This window comes from Uniformispora flossi (assembly GCF_049534875.1).
Classification (GTDB): Bacteria; Actinomycetota; Actinomycetes; order Streptomycetales; family Streptomycetaceae; genus Yinghuangia; species Yinghuangia aomiensis.
In genome coordinates this window covers 96,378-118,977 of the sequence record NZ_JBMULZ010000003.1, presented here as the reverse complement: position 1 = coordinate 118,977, position 22,600 = coordinate 96,378, and the positions used below count along the sequence as shown (strand labels likewise).

22 protein-coding genes are annotated in these 22,600 nt (G+C 71.6%); 4 read left to right on the top strand and 18 right to left on the bottom strand.

The features are described from left to right. Positions 1–36: 36 nt before the first annotated feature. Positions 37–264, bottom strand: coding sequence for a DUF397 domain-containing protein (locus ACPA54_RS07675; protein ID WP_345678020.1), 228 nt, complete (start codon positions 262–264; stop codon positions 37–39). Next, positions 261–1,115: a DUF5753 domain-containing protein gene (locus tag ACPA54_RS07670; protein WP_423527927.1), complete on the bottom strand. Its 855-nt coding sequence runs from the start codon at positions 1,113–1,115 to the stop codon at positions 261–263. Before ACPA54_RS07670 ends, ACPA54_RS07675 begins: the two co-directional genes overlap by 4 nt. 138 nt (positions 1,116–1,253) lie before the next feature. On the opposite strand from ACPA54_RS07670, the gene ACPA54_RS07665 reads away from it, so the two are divergent. Beyond that, positions 1,254–1,676 (top strand): ATP-binding protein, encoded by a 423-nt coding sequence (locus ACPA54_RS07665; protein ID WP_423527926.1) that lies wholly within the window; start codon positions 1,254–1,256, stop codon positions 1,674–1,676. Positions 1,677–1,855: 179 nt separating this feature from the next. On the opposite strand, the gene ACPA54_RS07660 is transcribed toward ACPA54_RS07665, so the two are convergent. Further along, the gene (locus ACPA54_RS07660; RefSeq protein ID WP_423527925.1) at positions 1,856–4,384 is read right to left on the bottom strand and encodes an ATP-dependent Clp protease ATP-binding subunit; all 2,529 of its coding nucleotides are present in this window, start codon (positions 4,382–4,384) and stop codon (positions 1,856–1,858) included. Positions 4,385–4,887: 503 nt separating this feature from the next. Here ACPA54_RS07660 and ACPA54_RS07655 point away from each other — a divergent pair. After that, positions 4,888–5,805: an SCO3374 family protein gene (locus tag ACPA54_RS07655; RefSeq protein WP_423527924.1), complete on the top strand. Its 918-nt coding sequence runs from the start codon at positions 4,888–4,890 to the stop codon at positions 5,803–5,805. A gap of 380 nt (positions 5,806–6,185) precedes the next feature. Here the strand turns inward: ACPA54_RS07655 and ACPA54_RS07650 are convergent, their stop codons facing one another. The 4 genes from ACPA54_RS07650 to ACPA54_RS07635 form a co-directional block, all read right to left on the bottom strand. After that, complete coding sequence (locus ACPA54_RS07650) at positions 6,186–6,527, bottom strand: histone-like nucleoid-structuring protein Lsr2 (protein WP_345678026.1); 342 nt, start codon at positions 6,525–6,527, stop codon at positions 6,186–6,188. 214 nt (positions 6,528–6,741) lie between these two features. Beyond that, positions 6,742–7,245 (bottom strand): amino-acid N-acetyltransferase, encoded by a 504-nt coding sequence (locus tag ACPA54_RS07645; RefSeq protein ID WP_423527923.1) that lies wholly within the window; start codon positions 7,243–7,245, stop codon positions 6,742–6,744. A gap of 290 nt (positions 7,246–7,535) precedes the next feature. After that, a complete protein-coding gene (locus ACPA54_RS07640; protein ID WP_423527922.1) occupies positions 7,536–9,080 on the bottom strand; it encodes a DUF11 domain-containing protein in 1,545 nt (514 codons plus the stop codon). 146 nt (positions 9,081–9,226) lie between these two features. Then, positions 9,227–9,655 carry a BlaI/MecI/CopY family transcriptional regulator gene (locus tag ACPA54_RS07635; RefSeq protein ID WP_423527921.1) on the bottom strand — a complete coding sequence of 143 codons (429 nt, stop codon included), beginning with the start codon at positions 9,653–9,655 and terminating at the stop codon, positions 9,227–9,229. A 547-nt stretch (positions 9,656–10,202) separates the two neighbouring features. Between ACPA54_RS07635 and ACPA54_RS07630 the strand changes: the two genes are divergently transcribed. Continuing rightward, entirely contained in the window at positions 10,203–11,078 is an 876-nt protein-coding gene (locus tag ACPA54_RS07630) for a M23 family metallopeptidase (protein WP_423527920.1), read from the top strand. Positions 11,079–11,245: 167 nt separating this feature from the next. Here ACPA54_RS07630 and ACPA54_RS07625 read toward each other — a convergent pair whose 3' ends face one another. Continuing rightward, positions 11,246–11,383: a hypothetical protein gene (locus ACPA54_RS07625; RefSeq protein ID WP_345678031.1), complete on the bottom strand. Its 138-nt coding sequence runs from the start codon at positions 11,381–11,383 to the stop codon at positions 11,246–11,248. 4 nt (positions 11,384–11,387) lie between these two features. Next, positions 11,388–12,908: a bifunctional lysylphosphatidylglycerol synthetase/lysine--tRNA ligase LysX gene (lysX, locus tag ACPA54_RS07620; protein WP_423527919.1), complete on the bottom strand. Its 1,521-nt coding sequence runs from the start codon at positions 12,906–12,908 to the stop codon at positions 11,388–11,390. 232 nt (positions 12,909–13,140) lie between these two features. On the opposite strand from lysX, the gene ACPA54_RS07615 reads away from it, so the two are divergent. Continuing rightward, entirely contained in the window at positions 13,141–14,289 is a 1,149-nt protein-coding gene (locus ACPA54_RS07615; protein WP_423527918.1) for an acyltransferase family protein, read from the top strand. Between the two features lie 100 nt (positions 14,290–14,389). Here the strand turns inward: ACPA54_RS07615 and ACPA54_RS07610 are convergent, their stop codons facing one another. From ACPA54_RS07610 to ACPA54_RS07570, 9 genes are all read right to left on the bottom strand, one after another. Beyond that, positions 14,390–14,617 carry an LAETG motif-containing sortase-dependent surface protein gene (locus ACPA54_RS07610; RefSeq protein WP_423527917.1) on the bottom strand — a complete coding sequence of 76 codons (228 nt, stop codon included), beginning with the start codon at positions 14,615–14,617 and terminating at the stop codon, positions 14,390–14,392. Then, on the bottom strand, positions 14,569–16,179 hold the full coding sequence (locus ACPA54_RS07605) for a COG1361 family protein (protein WP_423527916.1): 1,611 nt from the start codon (positions 16,177–16,179) through the stop codon (positions 14,569–14,571). The genes ACPA54_RS07610 and ACPA54_RS07605 overlap by 49 nt, the downstream gene beginning before the upstream one ends. Positions 16,180–16,225: 46 nt before the next feature. Next, the gene (locus ACPA54_RS07600) at positions 16,226–16,705 is read right to left on the bottom strand and encodes a hypothetical protein (protein ID WP_423527915.1); all 480 of its coding nucleotides are present in this window, start codon (positions 16,703–16,705) and stop codon (positions 16,226–16,228) included. 113 nt (positions 16,706–16,818) lie between these two features. After that, a complete protein-coding gene (locus tag ACPA54_RS07595; RefSeq protein WP_345678035.1) occupies positions 16,819–17,604 on the bottom strand; it encodes a type III pantothenate kinase in 786 nt (261 codons plus the stop codon). A gap of 116 nt (positions 17,605–17,720) precedes the next feature. Next, entirely contained in the window at positions 17,721–18,602 is an 882-nt protein-coding gene (nadC, locus tag ACPA54_RS07590) for a carboxylating nicotinate-nucleotide diphosphorylase (RefSeq protein WP_423527914.1), read from the bottom strand. After that, positions 18,599–20,323 (bottom strand): L-aspartate oxidase, encoded by a 1,725-nt coding sequence (locus ACPA54_RS07585; protein ID WP_423527913.1) that lies wholly within the window; start codon positions 20,321–20,323, stop codon positions 18,599–18,601. Before ACPA54_RS07585 ends, nadC begins: the two co-directional genes overlap by 4 nt. Next, positions 20,320–20,745, bottom strand: a complete 426-nt coding sequence (gene panD / locus ACPA54_RS07580) for an aspartate 1-decarboxylase (RefSeq protein ID WP_423527912.1) — start codon at positions 20,743–20,745, stop codon at positions 20,320–20,322. Before panD ends, ACPA54_RS07585 begins: the two co-directional genes overlap by 4 nt. Continuing rightward, positions 20,742–21,656 (bottom strand): pantoate--beta-alanine ligase, encoded by a 915-nt coding sequence (gene panC / locus ACPA54_RS07575; protein ID WP_423527911.1) that lies wholly within the window; start codon positions 21,654–21,656, stop codon positions 20,742–20,744. Before panC ends, panD begins: the two co-directional genes overlap by 4 nt. Then, positions 21,656–22,594, bottom strand: a complete 939-nt coding sequence (locus ACPA54_RS07570; RefSeq protein ID WP_423527910.1) for a Rossmann-like and DUF2520 domain-containing protein — start codon at positions 22,592–22,594, stop codon at positions 21,656–21,658. Before ACPA54_RS07570 ends, panC begins: the two co-directional genes overlap by 1 nt. Between the last annotated feature and the right edge of the window lie 6 nt (positions 22,595–22,600).

Here is a 22,600-nt window from a genome sequence, read left to right as displayed (position 1 = left end):
GCCGCGTTCGTGCTCGTCCCGGCAGCCGCCCGCGGCTCACAGGAAACGGTCGAATTCCCCCGCCTTGACGCCCGCGACGAATGCCGCGAGTTCCTCGCGGGTGTAGCAGAGCGCCGGACGGCCGGTGTCCTGGGAATCGCGGACCGCGATCCCGCCGTCGATCTGCGCCAGTTCGACGCAGCACCCCTCCCGGTCGGCGGAGAACGACGACTTGACCCAGACCGCGTCGGACTTGTCGGCCTGGTACAGCGAGAGCTTGTTCATTGCAGGCTTTCCGCTCGATCGAGGAGCAGCGCGACTGTGTCGTCCGGCGTGAGCGCGCCTGTCGAGATCCATTCGAACAAACGTCTGTAGAGCCGGACTTCGCGCTTGGTATCTCGCGGGATCATACCGCCGATGCTTTCGATGAAAGCCACGTCGAGATCATCCGGATCGGTGAATCCGAGGGTGACAAATCCCGTTCCGGAAGGCCGCCGCGCGCCCTGGAACGGCACCACCTGAAAGGTGACATTGGGGAGTTTCGCCATCTCCACCAAGTGCAGCATCTGCTCGCGCATCACCGCCGGACCACCGGTGTCCACATGCAGCGCGGCTTCGCTGACGATCCCGTGGAACTCCAGCACCGGGTCGTCGAAAAGCCGCCGCCCGCGGCCCTGCCGCAGCGCCACCAGGCTGCCGATCTGGTCGGCGGCGAGCGGCCGCAGCCCGGTCTCCATCACCGCCGTCGTATATGCGAGCACTTGCAGCAGTCCGGGAATCGTCATCGGCTGGTACTCGCGTTCGACCGCGGCGTCGTCTTCCAGCGCGACGAAATCGGCGAGCGACGCGTTCATCACATCGGTGTACTCGCGCCACCAATGCCGGGGCCGCTTGTCCACCAGCAACTGCTCCAGCTCCGCCTGCTGTTGCTGCGGCAGTCCGTAGAGCCGGCACAGCACGAGGAGGTCCCGTCGGCTGACGTAGGCGCGCGCCAGCTCCATCCGGCTGATTTTCGAGACGTCCCCGCGGATGGCCGCGGCCGCGGCATTCCGGGTGACCCCGCGTTCTTCCCGGAGACGACGCAGCTCCAGACCCAACCGCTTGCGCTTGAGGGTGTGCTGGGAGTCGGTCGCCATGATCTCCCCCTTCATGATTTTTGTCCGACTTCTCGGCAGCTACTTGCACGTGCAGTTTCGCTGGTGCTTCACTCATCTTGAACACATAGCGCTCTCAGGTCAATACGGAGAGCAACCGCGCGGCCCCCAGGGAGAGCTGTGCACGCCACCGACGCGTCTACGGGACCCGTCCAAGAACCCGTCTATATCGTCCGGCTGCCCGCGCTGCCCGGCTCGGTGTCGACCGCGCGGGAGCATGTCGAGGCGCTGTGCCGGAAGTTCGGTGTGGACAGCTTCGCCCCCGTGCAGGTCGTTTCCGAACTCGCGGGCAATGCCGTCGAGCACGCGGGCATGTGCGGGGGCATAGAGGTGTGGGTGTCCTTCGACCCCGCCTACATGTGGATCGAAGTGGTGGACTTCGCGCCGGGGTTCGTACCGGACCTGGAGACCGTCGAGGAACCCGGCGACGACGAGGAGCGCGGCCGCGGGCTGCTCATCGCGCAGATGCTGGCGGAACGCGTCGAGGCCCTCGTCCTCGGCGACCGCAAGGCCTTGTGCGCGTGCTTCCCGGTCCCGGCCTGACCGACCCGCCCGACCGGTCGGCCTGCCGACCGGCCTGCCGACCCGCCTGCGCGACCTCCCGGCCCGGCCTGCTCGGTCGATCCGCGCGGCAGGCCCGCGAAACGGCGGAGGGCCGCCCCCGGTTTCCCGGGGGCGGCCCTCACACGCTGTGCCTGGCGACGGTATCCGTCAGGAGTCCGCTAGGACGCCTCGCCCTTGGACAGGTCCGGGCCGGAGCCCGCGGCCTCGACCGGCGGCACGTCCGGCAGCGCGGCCTTCTCCTCGCCGACGAAGGTGAACTTCTCGTCTTCGCCGCCGCCCTCGGTGCCGACCACGACGATCGATCCGGGCTTCAGCTCCGCGTACAGGATCTTCTCGGACAGGGTGTCCTCGATCTCCCGCTGGATCGTGCGCCGCAGCGGACGCGCACCCAGCAGCGGGTCGTAGCCCTTCTTCGCGAGCAGCTTCTTGGCGGCCGGGGTGAGCTCGATGCCCATGTCCCGGTCCTTGAGGCGCTCGTCCACCTTGGCGATCATCAGGTCGACGATCTGGATGATGTCGTCCTCGGACAGCTGGTGGAACACGATCGTGTCGTCGACACGGTTCAGGAACTCGGGGCGGAAGTGCTGCTTCAGCTCCTCGTTGACCTTCGCCTTCATCCGGTCGTAGCCGGTCTTGACGTCGGACGAACCGGTGAAGCCGAGGCCGAAGCCCTTCGAGATGTCCCGGGTGCCCAGGTTGGTCGTCATGATGATGACGGTGTTCTTGAAGTCGACCACCCGGCCCTGGGAGTCGGTCAGGCGACCGTCTTCCAGGATCTGCAGCAGCGAGTTGAAGATGTCCGGGTGCGCCTTCTCGACCTCGTCGAACAGCACGACCGAGAACGGCTTGCGGCGCACCTTCTCGGTGAGCTGGCCGCCCTCTTCGTAGCCGACGTAGCCGGGAGGCGAGCCGAACAGCCGCGACACGGTGTGCTTCTCGGAGAACTCCGACATGTCGAGCTGGATCAGCGCGTCCTCGTCGCCGAACAGGAACTCGGCGAGCGTCTTGGACAGCTCCGTCTTACCGACACCGGACGGGCCCGCGAAGATGAACGAGCCGCCGGGACGCTTCGGGTCCTTCAGACCCGCACGTGTACGCCGGATCGCCTGCGACAGCGCCTTGATCGCGTCCTTCTGGCCGATGACGCGCTTGTGCAGCTCGTCTTCCATGCGGAGCAGCCGCGCGGACTCCTCCTCGGTCAGCTTGAACACCGGGATGCCCGTCGCCGTGGACAGGACCTCGGCGATCAGCTCCTCGTCGACCTCGGCGACGACGTCCATGTCGCCGGCCTTCCACTCCTTCTCGCGCTTCGCCTTGTCGGCAAGGAGGGTCTTCTCCTTGTCGCGCAGCGACGCCGCCTTCTCGAAGTCCTGCGCGTCGATCGCGGACTCCTTCTCGCGGCGCACGTTCGCGATCTTCTCGTCGAACTCGCGCAGGTCCGGCGGCGCGGTCATCCGGCGGATGCGCATCCGGGAGCCGGCCTCGTCGATCAGGTCGATCGCCTTGTCCGGGAGGAAGCGGTCCGAGATGTACCGGTCGGCCAGCGTGGCGGCGGCGACCAGCGCGGCGTCGGTGATCGACACGCGGTGGTGCGCCTCGTAGCGGTCGCGCAGACCCTTGAGGATCTCGATGGTGTGCGACAGCGACGGCTCGGCGACCTGGATCGGCTGGAAGCGGCGCTCGAGAGCCGCGTCCTTCTCCAGGTGCTTGCGGTACTCGTCGAGGGTCGTGGCACCGATGGTCTGCAGCTCGCCGCGGGCCAGCATCGGCTTGAGGATGCTCGCCGCGTCGATCGCGCCCTCGGCGGCGCCCGCACCCACGAGGGTGTGCAGCTCGTCGATGAACAGGATGATGTCGCCGCGCGTGCGGATCTCCTTGAGCACCTTCTTCAGGCGCTCTTCGAAGTCGCCGCGGTAGCGGGAGCCGGCCACCAGGGCGCCCAGGTCCAGCGTGTACAGCTGCTTGTCCTTGAGCGTCTCGGGCACCTCGCCCTTGACGATGGCCTGCGCCAGGCCCTCGACGACCGCCGTCTTGCCGACGCCGGGCTCGCCGATGAGGACCGGGTTGTTCTTGGTCCGGCGGGACAGGACCTGCATGACCCGCTCGATTTCCTTCTCACGCCCGATGACCGGGTCCAGCTTGCCCTCGCGGGCCGCCTGCGTGAGGTTGCGCCCGAACTGGTCGAGCACCAGCGAGGTGGACGGCGTGCCCTCCTGGCCGGCGCCGCCGGGCGACGCGGTCTTCTCGCCGGAGTACCCGGACAGCAACTGGATGACCTGCTGGCGCACCCGGTTGAGGTCCGCGCCGAGCTTGACCAGGACCTGGGCGGCGACGCCCTCGCCCTCGCGGATCAGGCCCAGCAGGATGTGCTCGGTGCCGATGTAGTTGTGACCCAGCTGAAGCGCCTCGCGAAGCGAAAGCTCCAGCACCTTCTTGGCGCGGGGCGTGAAGGGGATGTGGCCGGACGGGGCCTGCTGGCCCTGGCCGATGATCTCCTCCACCTGCTGGCGGACGGCCTCAAGCGAGATGCCGAGGCTCTCCAGCGCCTTGGCGGCAACGCCTTCGCCCTCGTGGATAAGGCCGAGGAGGATGTGCTCAGTCCCGATGTAGTTGTGGTTGAGCATCCTGGCCTCCTCCTGAGCCAAGACGACAACCCGCCGCGCGCGGTCGGTGAACCTCTCGAACATCGTTATCGCTCCTCAGAGCGGTCGTGCAGTTCGGGGACGGTCCCCTCCCTGTCCTTCCGCATGCTAGTCCCGCACGCGGGACCGCTCACTTCGTCCACAAGGACGTGCGACCCACGTGTTGCGGGCCGCGCTGGACACCTAGTCAAACCCGATAGTGCGGGGCAGTGTTCCCCCGAACCAAGCAGAGTCGCCGATTGTGAGTACGCCAGAAGCGAACGCAGCGGCCGGGCGGCGCTTCCGACGGCCGAGCCCCGGCCGTCCGCCACCTCGTTCCGTACCGGCGTACGCCGCATCCGCACCCCCTCCACAGCACTCCTGCCCGGCTCATACCCACGGCCGCCCGGCGCGTATGCCGGTTCCCGGCGCCCCGATGGACGGAACACCGCAGGTCGCGCCGTGTCCCCGACCGCCCGGGAGGCAACGGCCGAAGTTGCCGTGAACACGTTTCGCAATCGAGCAATCACCTCTCGTAACCGGAGTCCTTCCCCGGAGTTGAACACGCTATGGCAGCGACACTCCTTTTCGCCCCTCGCTCGGCCCCGGTCGTCCCCGGCCCGCTCGACGAGGCGCTCTGGTACGCCCGCTCGCTGGGGTGGCCGGTCCTGCCCGAGCGGGGCCGGACGGAGCCCAGTGAAACGGCCGGGGCCGACACCGGCGCGGCGTGGCCGACGGACCCGCGCCGCGCCGCGACGGCGGTGCCGGGGCAGCGGACGGCCGGTGCGTCCGCGTGCGCGGCGGGCCGCGGCGGGGCGGCGGACGCCGCGGTCGGCGGCGCCGGAAGTACGGGGAGTACCGGCCAGGGTGCCACGACGAACGGCGTTGCGGGATCGGCACCGGGGACACGCGTCGGCGCCACCGCGGGCAGCGTCGATCCGGCCGTGATCCTCGGGTGGTGGGGGACGGCTCCCCGGCGGGCCGTGCGGCTCGCCGCGGGCGTGCATTTCGACGTGCTCGACGTGCCCGGCCGCGCCGGGACGCGCGCGCTGCGGCGGGCGGAGCAGTTCGGCATGCCGGTCGGCCCGGTCGCGGCCACGGCGGGCGGACGCATGCAGTTCTTCGTGGCCCCCGGCGTCGCGGAAAGCCTGCCCGAACTGCTCGACTGGCTCGACTGGGCCGGCCTCGACCTGGATCTCCGGGCGTTCGGCGCGGGCGACTCGGTGCCGGCGCCGTCCCCGTGGCCCGCCACCTGGCTGGCGCCCTGGCCGCGTGCCTGGGAGGCCTCGCGCTGGCTCCGCGCCCCTGCCGCTTCGCGCCTGCGCTGCGCCGCCGGCAGCACCCCCGAACCCCTCATGGCCGTCGACGTCCGCTTCCCCGACGTCACGCGGCTCCTGAGCGGCCTCGCGCATGCCTGCCAGCAGGTGCGCCTGCTCCCCCGCCGGTCCGCCGGCACCCCATCCCTCGCGGGCGAAGGCGCGGCTTGAGGAATCGGCTGGGAACCCGGCCGACGAACCCGCGACGCGGCGTACTCCAGGGCGGCGATCGCCGCCGCCGCAATGCGGGCATCCGTCGGCCACCCGCGACGCCTGCCTCACCCGGCACAGCCCGTCCGCAGCCGCGGCACCTCGCCTCCGGGCTTCCGTTGCCCGCAGCGGCGTCCCCCTCCGGCGCCCTCGCCGACCGACCGCCTCGCCCGGCACGTCTCCGTGCCTCTGGCGCGCAGCGGCCCGCCGCTGTCCGGCCGTCCGATCGCGCGTGCCCCCCTTTGGCGCCTCGGGTTCACCCCGGAGCGCCCGAAGGGCGGCTCCTCGCGCAACGCGCGGGGGAGCCGCCCTTCGGAAAAACCCTCTGCGGGATGTCTCGATCAGGCGTGCGCCTTCTCGTAGGCCTCTTTGATGTTCGCGGGCACGCGGCCGCGCTCGCTGACCTCGTAGCCGTTCTCCTTGGCCCACTTGCGGACCTCGGACGTGTCCACACCCGACGCGGCGGCCTTGGCCGACCCGCGGGCGGCGCGGCGGCCCGCTGCGCGGCCCCCCGTCTTCCGGGCCACCTGCACATACGCGGTCAGCGCGCTGCGCAGTTCGCCGGCATTTGCTTCGCTGAGGTCGATCTCGTACGAGACACCGTCGAGGGCGAACGTCACCGTCTCGTCGGCCTTGCCGCCGTCGAGGTCGTCCACGAGAAGAATCTGGACCTTCTGTGCCACCGGTTTCCCTTTCATCGGGAGGGATCGCCACCAACCAAGAAAAGGAAACCGCTTTTCCCGGAAAAATTCAAACCCGAGGAAGCGGAACCGAACGCGCCCGGATTGCGTTTGACCAGGGATAGGAGATCCGCGGATGTGCCGGATCCGCGCGCGATGATCCCGCCGATCTGCCAACACACAACGGCGTACCGACGGGTTGCCCGGATGGCGCCCGCTAGAGGTGAAGGAGCATCCGGGTGTTGCCCAAGGTGTTCGGCTTCACGCGTTCCAGGTCGAGAAACTCTGCGACGCCTTCGTCATACGAACGAAGAAGTTCCCGGTACACCTCGGGATCGACGGCCGTTCCCTCGATCTCGACGAACCCGTGGCGGGCGAAGAAGTCGACCTCGAAGGTCAGGCAGAATATCCGCCGCACGCCCAACCACCGCGCGGTCTCCAGCAACTGGGCGAGCAGCCGGTGGCCGACGCCGTAACCGCGGCAGGACGGGTCGACGGCGAGGGTGCGCACCTCGGCGAGGTCTTCCCACATCACGTGCAGCGCGCCGCAGGCCACCACGGCGCCGTCGCCGCCGCGTTCCGCGACCCAGAACTCCTGCACGTCCTCGAACAGCGTCACGGTCGGTTTGTCGAGCAGGATGCGCTTGCCCGCGTAGTCGTCCACCAGACCGCGAATGGCTGAGACATCCGAGGTTCTGGCCCGGCGGATCGTGACTTCCATGGCGTGAAGGTATCGCGATCACGGAGGGCCGCGGCGGGCGCCCCGGGGATCGTGCGGGACATCACGCGGGACGGCCCGGCCTTCCGCGGAATGCCCGGTACCGGGTTAACCGACAACCGTCGGGTATGCCGTCGGGACGGGATATGAAGCGCGCCGGAACTCCGCCGGAACATCGTCCGCGAACGGATGCGGAATGACCGCTTTCGGTGTTGTTGGCCGCTCGCCGCGGTGCGGTGTTCCGGTACGGGATGCGCGACGGAACCGCGCGGGATGGCTCGGCACCGGCCGGATCACGGCGCGGTGACGCGCGTAATCGCGCAGGCGGAGCCGGGATCGTCGGGGCAGGTGTGCTCGATCACCGGTGCCGGATCCGCGGCTCCGAGGAATTCCGAGCGCGCGGACATCACGGTGCCCGCCGCCGGACCGGGGACGTGCAGGGTGAGCGTCAGCGTGGCCGTTCCGCCGGCGGCGATGCGACCGGTCTGCCAGATGCCGGTGAGCGCGTCGTAGGTGCCTTGCGAGATGCGGCCGGACACCAGCGGGGCGCCCGCCGGAATGCTGTTCCGCACGGTCGCGAACAGGGCCGCGGCTTCACCCGAATCGGTGACGGTGACGGTGTGCGTGACCTGTTGGCCGGGCCGGGTGTCGGTGGTGTCGGCGGTGCGGGTGAGCCGCAGCCTGGGGTCGCCGAAGCGGAGACCGGCACACGCGGCGGTGGCGTCGTCGGCGCACTGCTGGTCGGCGGGGACCGCCACCTCGGCCACCGGCGGCGGGGGCGACGGGGGCGGCGGAGGCGACGGGGAGGCCGCGGGCGGGGTGGCCGGCGGCGAGGCGCTGCGGGTGGCGGACGGGGGCGGGGCAGGCGTGCCGGACGTGCCGGGGCCGTCAGGTCGCGGCGTCGGCGCAGGGTCGGTGGCGGTCGACGGCCGCGTCGTCGCGGGCATGCCCGCCGTCGCCGACGGGGTGCTCGGCATGACCGGCACGGTTGTCGCAGGTCCGGTCGTCGACGCCGGACCGGTGGCCGTCGATGGCGTTCCGCCGCCGTCCGCGGGTGCCGTGGCCGCCGGGCGCGCGATCGTCGGCGGCACGGTCGCGGCACTCGCCGTGGCCGCCTCCGGCGACGCGCCCGCGGCGTCCCCACCGGGCTTGGCCGAGCTGCTCGCGCAGTCGTTCGGCGCACGTCCGCCGGACGGCGACGCGACGGGCGCGACCGACGTTGCGAGCCCAGGGGTCCGCAGCGGCCCGCCCTGCCTCCCGACTGCCTTCTTCCCGTCCCCTGCCGCGCCCGGAACGGCCCCGGCACGCCCTCCGGCCGCCCCCGAGCCGGACGCGCGCGCGGCGCTCGGGCTGACCGCCGGTGACGCGGCCGCGGAGCCGCAGGGGTCCGCTTCGCCTCGCGCGCGTGTGCGCGGGGCGGTGACGGCCACGCGGACCTGCTCGACGCCCCCCGGGGTCGGCTGCACCGCTTGCAGCCGCCACAGCAGCACAGCGGTCCGCAGGCCGGGCGCGGTGGGCACCGTCCACACCGACGAGGGCAGGTCGAAGGTGCCGCGCGACGGGTCGCCGCCGACCGGGCGGAGCCCGCCGGTGATGCGCCCGGCGACGGTGACCTTGTCGCCGGGCCGGGTCTCCGCCATGGTCAGCCGGACGACCGCGGTGACGGTCTCGCCCGCGGCCGCGACCGGGGTGCTCAGCGTCAGGTCGAGGCCGAAGCGGGGTTGCGCGTCGCGCCCGGAGGCGGCGGCGAGCTGCACCGCGACCAGCAGGGCCGCGGTGCAGAGCGCGGTGAGCACGGGAAGGCCCGCGCGCCGCACGGGCGTCCGTTCCCGGGGCACGGGCGGCCACCTCGCTTCCTTGAGCACGCCCGCTTGTCTGATAAGCGGACATTTCACCCCCAGGAAACCGTGATCGCTTTCCGGAAATCCGCCGCGGCCGACACTCCGAATTCCCCCGGATTCCGCCGGTTTTTCCCTCGAATAGCTCAGCCGGGCGACGGATCGGCCCCGCCGTCCGCGCCTCCGGGATCTCCGCCTGGTCCGCCTTGTCCGCCGTCTTCCGGCAGCGCGACACGGAGCGCATCCCGCAGCGCATCGACCTGTTCCGCGCTCATGCCTTCCACGAAATGCACGAGGGCCCCCGCACGGCCACCGCCGGAAAGCCAGTCGTCGCGCATCAGCGCGGCGGTATGCGCCTCCCGGGAAAGCACCGGTTCGTAGCGGTAGGCGCGGCCGTCGAGCCGCCGCCGGAGTTCGCCTTTGCGGTGCAGTTTGTCGAGCACCGTCATCACCGTGGTGTACGCGAGTTCCCGGTCCGGCCGCAGCGCTTCCCGCACCTCGCGCACCGACAGCGGCGCGTTCACCGCCCACAGCCGCAGCATGACCTGTTCTTCCAGCTCGCCGAAGCGGGCCATGAGCCGCCCTTTCGCGCACCGAAATCCGTCGGCCGAACCGGGTTTACGCCGAATCAAACCTCGGGAATTTGTGAGGTACGGCACATCCCGAATCCGGAATCCTACGGACCATAGTAGTGCCGGAACCGGCAAATCGGGCATGTCACCCGTCCGGTGTCCACCGGTCCGGCCCTCCGACTACGACGGAGCGTCGTAGTCGCCGTCCGGCCGCAGGTTGGCTTCGCCGCGACGGGGTCTGTTACCAAGGTTTGGCCGACACGGACGCCGGGCCGCCCCCGCAGGGCAGGCCCCGGGCCCACCGGATACGACCTGGGCCCGCGCAATCCGGCGCATGCGTTCCACGTCGGCGGACTTCCGCAGGACCGCGAGGAGTCCGACCTGCTCCGCCGCACGGCCGCCGCAACGACGCGGCCCGCCGCCGCGGCCGCCCGCGACCGGGCGCGCCCGGACTCCGACGGTTGTCCGTCCGGGGCGCGAGCATGCCGCCGACCCCCGCGAGGTAACCGTGCCGAACCCGCTGTCCCGCCTGCCCGTTTCCCGTACCACCGTGACCCGCGCCGCCGACGCGGTGCGCGGGTTCCACCCCCGCCACCCGGCCGCGATGGTCGTCGGGATCGCCGCACTGGCGTCCCTGACCGGCGTGGGCATCGCCTCCGGCGCCCCCGCGCACCCCGAGCACACCGCACAGGTCGCCTCGATCGCGTCGGCCGACCCGGCCACCCAGGCGCAGCTCGCCGACCGCCAGGACGCGGTCGCGGCCCGCGGCACCGCCCGCACCGACCTGGCCACCGAGGTCCTCGGCGGCCAGCAGGCCGCGGAGGCGCAGAAGGCGCGGATCGCCGCCGAGCAGAAGGCCGCCGCCGAGGCCGCCGAGCGTGCCCGGGTCGAGGCCGAGCAGAAGGCCGCCGCGGAGAAGGCCGCCGCCGAAGCGGCCGCCCAGGCCGCCGCCGCACAAGCCGCGGCCCAGGCCGCCGCGCAGGCGCAGGCGGCGTCCGTGCAGGCCGCGCCCGCCCCGTCGCCGACCGGGTACGTCAGGCCGGTCGACGGCGCCCCGCACGGCAGCTACGGCCGCTCCGGCTCGCTGTGGTCGCACGGCCACACCGGCGAGGACTTCTCCGCCGGAATGGGCACCTCCGTCAAGGCCGTCACCGCGGGCACCGTGGTGAAGACGGGCTGGGGCGGCGCGTACGGCAACGAGGTCGTCATCAAGCACCCGGACGGCAAGTACACCCAGTACGGCCACCTCTCGAAGTTCTCGGTGTCCGCCGGCCAGTCGGTGACCGCCGGGCAGCAGATCGCCCTGTCCGGGTCGACCGGCAACTCCACCGGCCCGCACCTGCACTTCGAGGTCCGCACCGGCCCGAACTACGGCTCCGACATCAACCCGGACGCCTACCTGCGCGCGCACGGGGTCAACGTCTGATCCTGCGCAAGAGGACCCGGCACGGCGCCTGACGCCGCGTCACAGCACAACGCCCGGGCGGGTGTTCCGTGGTCACGGAACACCCGCCCGGGCGCTTTTTCGTATCGCGTGGGCGTGCCGGCCACCCCCCGCCGCCGCGCTCCTCGCGCGGCAGGCGGGCCGGGACGTCAGCGCTTCTCGTTCCCCCCGCCGGCGGCTTCGTCGCGCGCCCGGCGCGAGTCGGTGCCGCGGAAGATCGTGACCATCAGCGCGGCGAAACCGCCGGCCATGACCACGGAAGGGATGAGAGCGGCAAGGACGTCCATGAGGTCACTCCGGCTTGACGAGGGGGAACAGGATGGTGTCGCGGATGCCGCGACTGGTGAAAGCCATGAGCATCCGGTCAATACCCATGCCGAGGCCGCCGCTGGGCGGCATCGCGAACTCCAGGGCGCGCAGGAAGTCCTCGTCGAGCTGCATCGCTTCGACGTCGCCGCCGGCGGCGAGCAGCGATTGCTCGGTGAGGCGCTTGCGCTGCTCGACCGGGTCGACCAGCTCGGAGTAGGCGGTGCCCAGCTCCATGCCGAACCCGATGAGGTCCCACTTCTCCGCGAGGCCCGGGGTCTCGCGGTGCTGGCGGGTCAGCGGCGACGTCTCGATCGGGTAGTCCCGCACGAACGTCGGCTGCACCAGGGTGTGTTCGACCAGCTCCTCGAACAGCTCCTGGACGAGCTTGCCCTGCCCCCACGCCTTGTCCCATTCGAGGCCGCGCGCGTCGGCGAGCTTGCGCACCTGCTCGATGGCGGTCGCCGGGGTGATCTCCTCGCCGAGGGCGTCGGACACCGAGCCGTAGACGGTGATCTCGGGCCACGCGCCCGCGATGTCGACGTCCTGGCCGTTCCATTCGAAGACCGACGAGCCGAACACCTGCTGGGCGGCGTACTGGTATACCTCGCGGATCAGCGTGGCCATCGTGTTGTAGTCGCCGTAGGCCTCGTACGCCTCGAGCATCGTGAACTCGGGGTTGTGCGTCGAGTCCGCGCCCTCGTTGCGGAAGTTCCGGTTGATCTCGTAGACCTTCTCGGCGCCGCCGACCACGAGTCGCTTGAGGTACAGCTCGGGGGCGATGCGCAGGAAGAGGTCCATGTCGTACGCGTTGATGTGCGTCGTGAACGGCCGTGCCGTGGCGCCGCCGTGGATCGGCTGCAGCATCGGCGTCTCGACCTCGAGGAAGTCGCGGTTGTTGAACCAGTCGCGGATCGCCCGGACGACCTCGCTGCGCGTGCGCAGCATCTTGCGGGACTCGTCGTTGACGATGAGGTCGACGTACCGCATGCGGACGCGGGCCTCGGGGTCCGTCATGCCCTTGTGCTTGTCCGGCAGCGGCCGCAGGCACTTGGAGGTGATCGCCCAGCTGTCGACCATGACCGACAGCTCGCCGCGCTTGGAGGTGATGACCTCGCCCTCGACGCCGACGTGGTCGCCCAGGTCGACGTCGGACTTCCAGGCGGCCAGCGATTCCGCGCCGACCTTGTCGAGCGACACCATGACCTGAAGGTCGCCGCTGCCGTCCCGCAGCGTCGCGAAGCACAGCTTGCCGCCGATCCGGGACAGCACGACCCGCCCGGTCAGCCCGACCCGCTTGCCGGTCGCGGTGTCCGGCTCCAGGTCCGGGTACGCGGCACGCAGCTCCGCGACCGTCGTGGTGCGCGGGAATCCCACGGGGTACGGGTCGATCCCGCTCTCCCGCAGGCGTTCGAGCTTCTCGCGGCGCACCCGCATCTGCTCGGGAAGGTCGTCGGTCTGCTCGGCGGCGTGCGGCGCAACGTTGGCCTGGGCGTTCTCGGTCACCAGGCAAGGCTACCTGCGCCCGGTCGGGGCCTTGTACTCGAATACCCCGCTCACGGTCAACCCCAGGTCAGCGCACCTGCCGACGCCAGGGGAACACGGGTCGGGACCCGAAGCCGCCGCCTCCGTCGGCGGCCGGCTCCGCGCCGCCGCGTGATGAGGAGGCGCCCTAGGACGGTTTCGGCCTGTGGCCTACGATCTGGCGCACTGGTCGGCAGCACCACGAGAGGCTTCCATGCTCGACACTGCACCGCCACTCCCCGAGTCCCCGGCCGCAGACAGCCGCGCGGTTCCCAAGCCGCGGCTGCCAGGCCGCGATCGGGTGTGGGTGCTCGACGGTCTGCGCCTGGGCGCCGCGCTCATGGTGGTCGCGTACCACTACATGGCGATCGGCGGCAAATGGGAGCACGGCGCCAAGAGTGTGTTCCCCACGGTCTCCCTGCCCAGCGCCTACGGCTGGATGGGCGTCGAACTCTTCTTCATGATCAGCGGCTTCGTCATATGCATGAGCTGCTGGGGCAAGTCCCTCGGCGACTTCTTCGTCTCGCGGGTCATCCGCATCTACCCCGCCTACTGGTTCGCGATCGCGCTGACCACCGCCGTGGTGATCGCGTTCCCTGGCGGGGTCATGCGCCGCAATTGGGACGAAATACTGACCAACCTCACCATGCTGCAGGGGCCCCTCAACGCCCGGGACGTCGACGCCGTGTACTGGACCCTCGGCTCGGAGCTGCACTTCTACCTGATGTTCGCGGTCGTCGTCTGGCGCGGCGTCACCTACCGCAAAGTGGTTCTGTTCGCACTGCTGTGGGCTATGGCGAGCGCCACCTTCGCCAAGTTCGACGACAGCCCGGTCAAGCAGTTCATCATGCCGGAGTACAGCTGGTACTTCATCGCGGGCATGATGTTCTACCTGATGTACCGCTTCCGGCCGAACCTGCTGCTGCTCGGAATCGTCGCAGCGTGCTACGTCGTGTCCCAGCGGTTCGCGCTCAACACCCTTGAGGACGTGCGGGAGAACGTCGGGTTGAACGTTCCGCAATGGCCGGTCCCGGTGATTCTCGCCGTGTTCTTCGCCGTGTTCCTGCTGATCGCGACCCACCGCCTGTCCTGGATCACGTGGGGATGGCTGCCCGCGCTCGGCGCCCTGACGTACCCGCTCTACCTGCTGCACGAATACATCGGCTGGGAGATCATCGCCAAGTTCCAGGGCCGGGTGAACGCCGGAGTCCTCGTCGGGGCACTGGTGGCCGGCATGCTCATCCTGTCCTGGCTGGTCAACCGGCTGATCGAGAAGCCGATGTCGGGATGGCTGCGCGGCCACATGATCCGGTCTCTGGCGGATCTGCGCGGCATGGCCGAGTCCGCACGACAGGGCCGCTGAACGCCTCAGCAGCGCCTTGCAACACCGTCGGCCGGATCCACACGACAAAGCCGGGCGGGGTCCCACGGACCCCGCCCGGCTTTGTGCTGTCCTGCCGCCGTCATAGCGCGGCAGCCGCCTTGCGACGCCGCACGACCACGAACGCCCCGCCGGCCATCGCGAGCAGCCCGCCCGCGATCCCGGCGATCACCGGGGTAGACGAAGACGTCCCGGGAAATGCGCTGCTGCAAAAACATGTTGCCGCCGACCCGAGAGGATTCCGAAGCAACACGCCTTGCGTCACTGCGGAGTTCCGCGACGCGGCACCGCGCCCGCGGGAACATGCCATCTGCCACGCGGCGCGGCCGCCTGTGCGGCGCGGGCCTCACCGGCGTTGGCGTAGATGGACAGCGTGATCGGGGCGGTGTTGTCGGCCGGGTTGGCGTCGATCTGGTCGGTGACGACGTCCGGTTCGACCGTCAGCGTCGCCGTCGACCCCTTGACGATTGCGTCGAGCCGCAGCGGCAACACCACCGACAGCGTGCCGCCGGCCGGTACCCGCCGAGGACTGGGCGAGCACGAGACCGTCACCTTCGTGGTCACCGGGTCCGGGGAACCGGCGTAGCAGCCCGACGGCAACGTGCCCACAACGGCGCCCCGGGGGATCTCGATCCGCAGATTCACACCGTTCGTGGCGGCGCCGGTTCCGACGTTCTTGGCTGCGAATTCCGCCGTGCCCGTCTGCCCGACGACACCGGTGATCGACGTCGGCACGGCGGCATAGTCCGAGGTCAGCGACGTATACACCCAGCCAATTTCGGTGTTGCCCATGTAGTCGAGTTCGGGTGCCCCTTGCGTGGGCTTCACGGGGACCGTCGGGCCCTTCGCCTTCAGCGTCAGTTTCGGGCCGGTGCCCGGGGTACCAGGACCCGGCGACCAAGCGTCGGCGCGGCCGTCGATTGAGAAATTGGCGCGCACGGTGTCCGCGCCGACCTTGAAACGCAGGGGTGCGGACAGCTCGTATTCGCCCGGGGCCACCACCTCGTCGAAGACGCAGTGGGCAAGGTCATCGCCGGCCGGGCTGCCCGTGGGGTTGTACGTGCAGTTGGAGAATCGATCCAGCATCATGAGGTCCGGCGTGTCACCTGTCACCTGCAGCGTCAGCCCCTTTGCCGCCAGGTTCCCGGAGTTCAGGATCGTCACTGGCACGTCGAGCGTGGAGCCCGGGGCGACGCCCCGGAACTCCTCCGGGGTGACAACGCTGATGTCGACGCCACTCGCCAAGGTCAGCGTCGAGCTTGCCGAGATGAACGACCCCAGGTTCGCGGACGTTCCGCTGATCGCGACGGTCGCCTTGGCCCCGGCTCCCACATTGGGCAGGGCGCGGACCCGGAGACCGAAGTCCAGCAGTTGCTTGCCCGCGCCCAGTTCGTCCCAGTGGCACTGCGCGACGAGCCCCTGTGCGGTGCAGTTCGCGGGCCAGGCGAACTCGGCGATTCCGGCGAAGGCCGAGGCGTCGAGTTTGACGTTCACGTCCTGGGCGGCCGTCTTCGCGTAGGTCGTCGGCCACACCGGGATCCTCTTGTACGGCCCGTCGGCGCCGGACGAAATTGCGATCTGGAAGTCCCAGGCGCTGAAGCTGAGCGGCGGCCATTCGTCCGCCTGGGCGGCGGGCAGCGGCGCCGTCAGCCCGAGGATCGTCGCGCCGGCGGTCGCCAGGAGCGCCGTTCTGAGCCGACGGAACGACTTGTGCAATGCCATGCGACCTCGCAGGTCCGGAAGAGTCGGGGACGCGCCGTGCCGCGCGCCGTCCGGGCAGGTCACGGGCGGCTGCGGGCACTCGGCGCAGGCGAACGACGTTAACGGGCGATCCCGACCACGGCATCCCGTGATCAACAACGGTTTGGTCACGGCAGGCCGAACTCCGGGGAATCGGTCGGAGATGCCCCGAAATCGCCTACCCAGGCCCGCGGTTCCGCGCCTCCTCCGCCAACCTGGCGTCCAGCGCCCGGTCGGCGAGGTCCGTGCAGTAGGCGAGCAGGGTGTCGCGGCGGGCGCGTTCGCGGGAGCTGCACGGGAGGTCGGCGATGGCGCGGAGGGCGGCGAGGTCGGCCGCGGTGGGGATGTGCGCGTAGGCGTCGACCGCGCGCGACAGGGCGCTCAGGTAGGTGGCCGCGGATCCGGGCACGGCGCGGCGCTGGAGGTCGAGTTCGGCCAAGTGGAAGGCGCGCATCCGGTCGCGTTCGGTCTCGGCTTCGGCGATGGCGCGGTCGAGCAGCCAGAACGCCGAGGCCGTCGGCGCGTCGGAGGCGGCGGCGGGGTCGGCCGCGGCGCCGGAGCCCGGGTCGGCCTTCATGGCGATGCGCAGAGCCCGCCGCAGCAGCCGGACTTCGGGCATGCCGAACGCCAGGCCGTGGTCTCCGTGCGGCGTCGGCATGGTCAGCACTGTACGTGCCGGTTGCCCGTTTCCGAATGCTTCGGGTGAATCGTCCCCCGGTGTGGTGCCGCGGCATTGCGCCGAGCGGCCCAAGGGCCTGGTGCCGGTCCCCCTCAGATCCCCGCGTTGCGCTCGTACACCATCCGCAGCCCGATCAGCGTCAGCCACGGTTCGTGGACGTCGATGACGGACGCCTCGCCGAGCACCAGCGTCGCCAGCCCGCCGGTGGCGACGACGGTGACCGAGTCCGGGTCGTCGGACAGTTCCGCCGCCATCCGCTTGACCACGCCGTCGACCTGGCCCGCGAAGCCGTACAGGATGCCCGCCTGCATGGCCTCGACGGTGCTCTTGCCGACCACGCTGCGCGGCCGCATCAGCTCGATCTTGCGGAGCTGGGCGCCGCGCGCGCCGAGGGCGTCGACGGAGATCTCGATGCCGGGGGCGATCGCGCCGCCGATGTACTCGCCCTTGCTGCTGACCGCGTCGAACGTGGTCGCGGTGCCGAAGTCGACGACGATGCACGGGCCGCCGTACAGCTTGATGGCGGCAAGGGCGTTGATGATGCGGTCGGTGCCGACTTCCTTCGGGTTGTCCATGAGCACCGGCACCCCGGTCTTCACGCCGGGCTCGACGACGACCGCGGGGATGTCGCCGTAGTAGCGGCGGAACATGTCGCGCATCTCGTGCAGGACGGACGGCACGGTCGAGCAGACCGCGATGCCGTCGACGCCGCCCGCCCCGATCAGCGGATGCTGGCCGAGCAGGCCCTGCAGCACCACGGCGAGTTCGTCGGCGGTGCGCCGCGAGTCGGTGGAGATGCGCCAGTGCTCGACGATTTCGTCACCGTCGAACAGGCCGAGCACGGTGTGCGTGTTGCCTACGTCGATCGTCAGGAGCATCGTCGCGTGTCCTTGGCTGGGGTTCGGGACCGGTGCGGGGGGGTGGGGGCGAAGAACGCACAGTACCCGGCGCGCGCGGGCCGCGCGCAGGCGCGGGGCGGGCACGGGGCGCGCGGTCAGTCGCGGAGGTCGACGCCGATGTCGAGAATCGGCGCCGAGTGGGTGAGCGCGCCGACCGCGAGGTAGTCGACGCCGGTTTCGGCGACCTCGCGCGCGGTGCCGAGGGTGAGGCCCCCACTGGACTCCAGACGGGCCCGTCCGGCGACCATGGCGACCGCCTCGCGGAGCTGCGCGGGCGTCATGTTGTCGAGCAGGATCAGGTCGGCGCCGGCCTCCAGGACCGGCGCGATCTGCTCCAGGTGGTCGACCTCGACCTCGACCGGGACGTCCGGGAACGCGGCGCGCACCGCGCGGAACGCCTCGGCCACGCCGCCCGCCGCCACCACGTGGTTGTCCTTCACCATCGCGGCGTCGGACAGCGCCATGCGGTGGTTGACGCCGCCGCCGCAGCGCACCGCGTACTTCTCCACGGCGCGCAGCCCCGGGGTGGTCTTGCGGGTGTCGCGGACCGCCGCGCCGGTGCCGTCGATCGCGTCGGCCCACGCGCGGGTGAGCGTCGCGATGCCGGACAGCCGGCACAGCAGGTTGAGCGCCGAGCGCTCCGCGGTGAGCAGGTCGCGAGTGGCGCCGGACGCGGTGAACAGCACCGTGCCGCGCTCGACGCGGTCGCCGTCGGCGACGAAGCGCTCGATCTTCACGTCGTCGCCGCACACGGCCTCGACGACGGCTTCGGCGACCGGGATGCCGGCCGCGATGCCGGCGGTGCGCGCGGTGAAGTCGGCGTGGCCGCGGGCGTCGGCGGGCACCGTGGCGACCGAGGTGACGTCGACGCCGCCGGCCAGGTCCTCGGCGACGGTGGCCCGGGCGAGGGCTTCCACGGCCGCGGGGTCCAGGCCGGCCGCGGCCAGGCGGGAGGCGAGGTCCGGGGTGAGCGTCACGGCTTCTCCTCGGTGGGGTGCTCGGCAGGGGACTGCGGAGCGTCGGGGTGCGGGGCGTCGGAGGGGGCGGCGTCGGGGTCGTGCTCGCGGTCGTGCTTGGGGTCGTACGGCCGGTACGCGCGGTCGAGCCGCCCGTCCGCCATGGTCGTGACCACGTGCCCGCGCCAGTCCTTGTCGTCGGCGTCCGGGAAGTCCTCGCGCCAGTGGCAGCCGCGGGTTTCCTCGCGGTCGTACGCGGCGGCCGCCAACGCGCCCGCGACGGTGTGCAGGTTCGTGGCCTCCCACGACTCGACGCACGGGTCGTCCCCGGTGCGCCCGCCCAGTTCGGCCAGCACCTGCATGGTTTCGCGCAGGCTGTCGCGGCTGCGCAGCACGCCCGCACCCGCGGTCATCGCCCGCTGCAGCGGCGTACGGATTCCCGGGTCGAGCAGCCACGCGTCGCCCTCGGGAGCGACCGGCTCGCCGGGCTCGGGGAGCCCGCGGGCCAGGTCTTCGGCGATCCGCTCGGCGAAGACGAGGCCTTCGAGGAGCGAGTTGGACGCGAGCCGGTTGGCGCCCTGCACGCCCGTGCAGGCGACTTCGCCGCACGCGTACAGGCCGGGCACCGACGTCCGCCCGGCCAGATCCGTGCGGACGCCGCCGCTGGCGTAGTGCGCGGCGGGCGCGATCGGGATCAGGTCGTGCGCCGGGTCGATCCCGTTCGCGCGGCACGCGGCGAGGATCGTCGGGAACCGGTGCGCCCACATCTCCGCACCGAAGTGCCGGCCGTCGAGGTACATGTGGTCGGTGCCGGTCTCGGCCATCCGGCGCGTGATGCCCTTGGCCACGATGTCGCGCGGCGCAAGCTCGGCCAGCGGGTGACGGCCCGTCATGAACCGCACGCCGTCGGCGTCGACGAGGTGCGCGCCTTCGCCGCGGACGGCCTCCGACACGAGGGGCTGCTGCCCTTCGGCACCCGGCCCCAGCCACAGCACGGTCGGGTGGAACTGCACGAACTCCAGGTCGGTCACCTCGGCGCCCGCGCGCAGCGCCAGAGCGACGCCGTCACCGGTCGACACGTGCGGATTGGTCGTCGAGGAGAAGACCTGCCCCATGCCGCCGGCCGCGAGGACGACGGCGCGGCCGCGCACGGCACCGACGCCGTCGCGGGCGCCCTCGCCCATGACGTGCAGGGTGACGCCGCACGCACGCCCCTCGGCGTCGCGCAACAGGTCGAGCACCAGGGCGTGTTCGATGACCTCGATGCCGGCTTCGTGGACGGCCTGCACGAGCGCCCGCGATATCTCCGCCCCGGTGGCGTCGCCGCCCGCATGCACGATGCGGTTGCGCAGGTGGCCGCCTTCGCGGGTGAGGAGGATGTTGCCGTCGGCATCGCGGTCGAACTCGGCGCCGACGGACATCAGCCGCCGCACCGCACCGGGGCCTTCGGTGACGAGCACCCGCACCGCGTCCTCGTCGCACAGGCCCGCGCCCGCGACGAGCGTGTCGTGCATGTGCTGTTCGGGGGTGTCGCCTTCGCCGAGCGCGGCGGCGACGCCGCCCTGCGCCCAGCGCGTCGAGCCCTCGTCGAGGACGGCCTTGGTGACCACGAGCACGCTGCCGGCCGCGCGGGCCCGCAGCGCGGCGGTCAGCCCGGCGACGCCGGAGCCGATGACGATGACGTCCGCGTAGGTCGTCCACCCGGGCGCGGGGGCGGCCAGGCGGCTCGGGAACGTGGTCACTGCGCGGCCTGCGCGGGCACGTCGCCGCGCTTCAGCTCGCTGCCCGCCGGGACCTCGGCGGGGTCGTGGCCGAGGCCGGTGATCCGGTTCTCGCCGTCGACGAACACCACGCGCGGCTTCATGGCGCGCGCTTCGTCGTCGGTGACCTGCGCGTACGCGATGATGATCACCAGGTCGCCGGTGTGCACCAGGCGGGCGGCGGCGCCGTTGATGCCGATGATCCCGGTGCCGCGCGGCCCCGCGATCGTGTAGGTCTCCAGACGGGCGCCGTTGTCGATGTCGACGATGTGGACCAGTTCGCCGGGAAGCAGGTCGGCGGCGTCGAGGAGGTCTTCGTCGATGGTGACCGAGCCGACGTAGTGCAGGTCCGCCTGGGTCACGGTGGCCCGGTGGATCTTGGACTTGAACATCGTGCGCATCATGACCGTGCTCCTGCGATGACCAGGGGGACATTGTCGATCAGGCGGGTCGTGCCGACCCGGGCGGCGACGGCGAGGACGGCCGGGCCGTTGTGCTCGTCGGAGACCTCGGCGAAGGTGCCGGGGTCGACGAGGGCGAGGTAGTCGAGTTCGAGGGGCGGCGCGGCGAGTGCCGCGTCGGCGAGGACCGCCGATGCGGCGGCGCGCACTGCGGCGGACCCGGACGGGGCCGCCGCCGCGCCGGCCCGCAGCGCGCGGCTCAGGGCGAGCGCGGTGCCGCGGTCGGCGGTGCCCAGGTAGACGTTGCGGCTCGACAGGGCCAGCCCGTCGGGTTCGCGGACCGTCGGCACGCCGACGACGTCCACCGGGAAGTTCAGGTCCGCGGCCATGCGGCGGATGAGCGCGAGCTGCTGGGCGTCTTTCTCGCCGTAGAACGCGGTCGTCCGCCCCGAGGGCGGCGCGGTCAGGTGCAGCAGTTTGGCGACGACGGTCAGCATGCCGTCGAAGTGCCCGGGTCGCGAAGCCCCTTCGAGCCTGCTCCCCATCGCCCCCGAGGTGACCCGCACCTCGGGCTGCCCGCCGGGGTAGACCTCGTCGACGGACGGCGCGTACACCACGTCCGCCCCGGCTTCCCGGGCCAGCGCGAGGTCCGCGTCGAGGGTGCGCGGGTACCGGTCGAGGTCTTCGCCGGCCCCGAACTGGAGCGGGTTCACGAAGACGGTGACGATCACGTGCCCGCGTTCGCCCGCGCTCTCGCGCGCGGCGCGGATCAGCGCCCCGTGGCCCGCGTGGAGCGCGCCCATGGTCATCACCACCGACCACGGCTGCGGCTCGTCGGCGTGCTGCTTGCGGTAGTCCGCGAGTTCGGCGGCGTTGCTCGCCAGCACGGTCTTGCGGTCGCCGGAGATCCCCATCAGGCCCCGCCCTCCGCGAGTACGTCCAGCAGCGCCTCGGCCGCCTCCGGCTTGAGCAGGCCGGCGGTGAGCGCCCGGTCCGCGGTCAGACGTGCCATCGCGATGTACGCGGCCAGCGCCTGGGGGGCGACCCGCCGCAGCTCCGACACGTGTGCCGCGACCGTGCCCGCGTCGCCGCGCGCCACCGGCCCGGTCAGTGCCAGGTCGCCGGCCCGCAGCGCGTTGTCCAGCGCGGCGCCGAGCAGCGGGCCGAGCATCCGGTCGGGGGCGCGCACGCCCGCCGCGGCCAGCAGGTCGCGGGACTGCGCGACCAGCGTGACCAGGTGGTTCGCGCCGTTGGCGAGCGCCACGTGGTACAGCGGGCGGGCACTCTCGTCGATCCATTCGGGCTCGCCGCCCATCTCGACGACGAGCGCTTCGGCGACCGGCCGCAGCACCTCCGGGGCGGTGACCCCGAACGAGCAGCCGACCAGCCGCTGCACGTCCACGGCGGTGCCGGTGAACGTCATGACCGGGTGCAGCGCCAGCGGCAGCGCGCCGGCGCGGGCGGCCTCGTCGAGCACCGAGACGCCGAACCGGCCGGAGGTGTGCACGAGGAGCTGGCCGGGCTTGAGCGCGCCCGTCGCGGCCAGTCCGGCGACCAGGTCGGGCAGCGCGTCGTCGGGGACGGTCAGCAGCGCCAGGTCGGACCGGGCGATGACGTCCTGCGGGGTGGTGAGCGGCACGCCGGGCAGGAGTTCTTCGGCGCGGCGGCGGGAGGCGTCCGAGACGCCGGACGCGGCCACCACATGATGGCCGGCGAGCGTGAGGGCGTTGGCGAGCGGGGCGCCGACGCGGCCCGCGCCGACGACACCGACCGCGAGGCGCGCGGGACGGTCCGCGGGATCCGCGGGGCGTGGCCGCCGTGCGGGCACGGCGGGAGGGTCGTGGTCGTTCACAGTGGC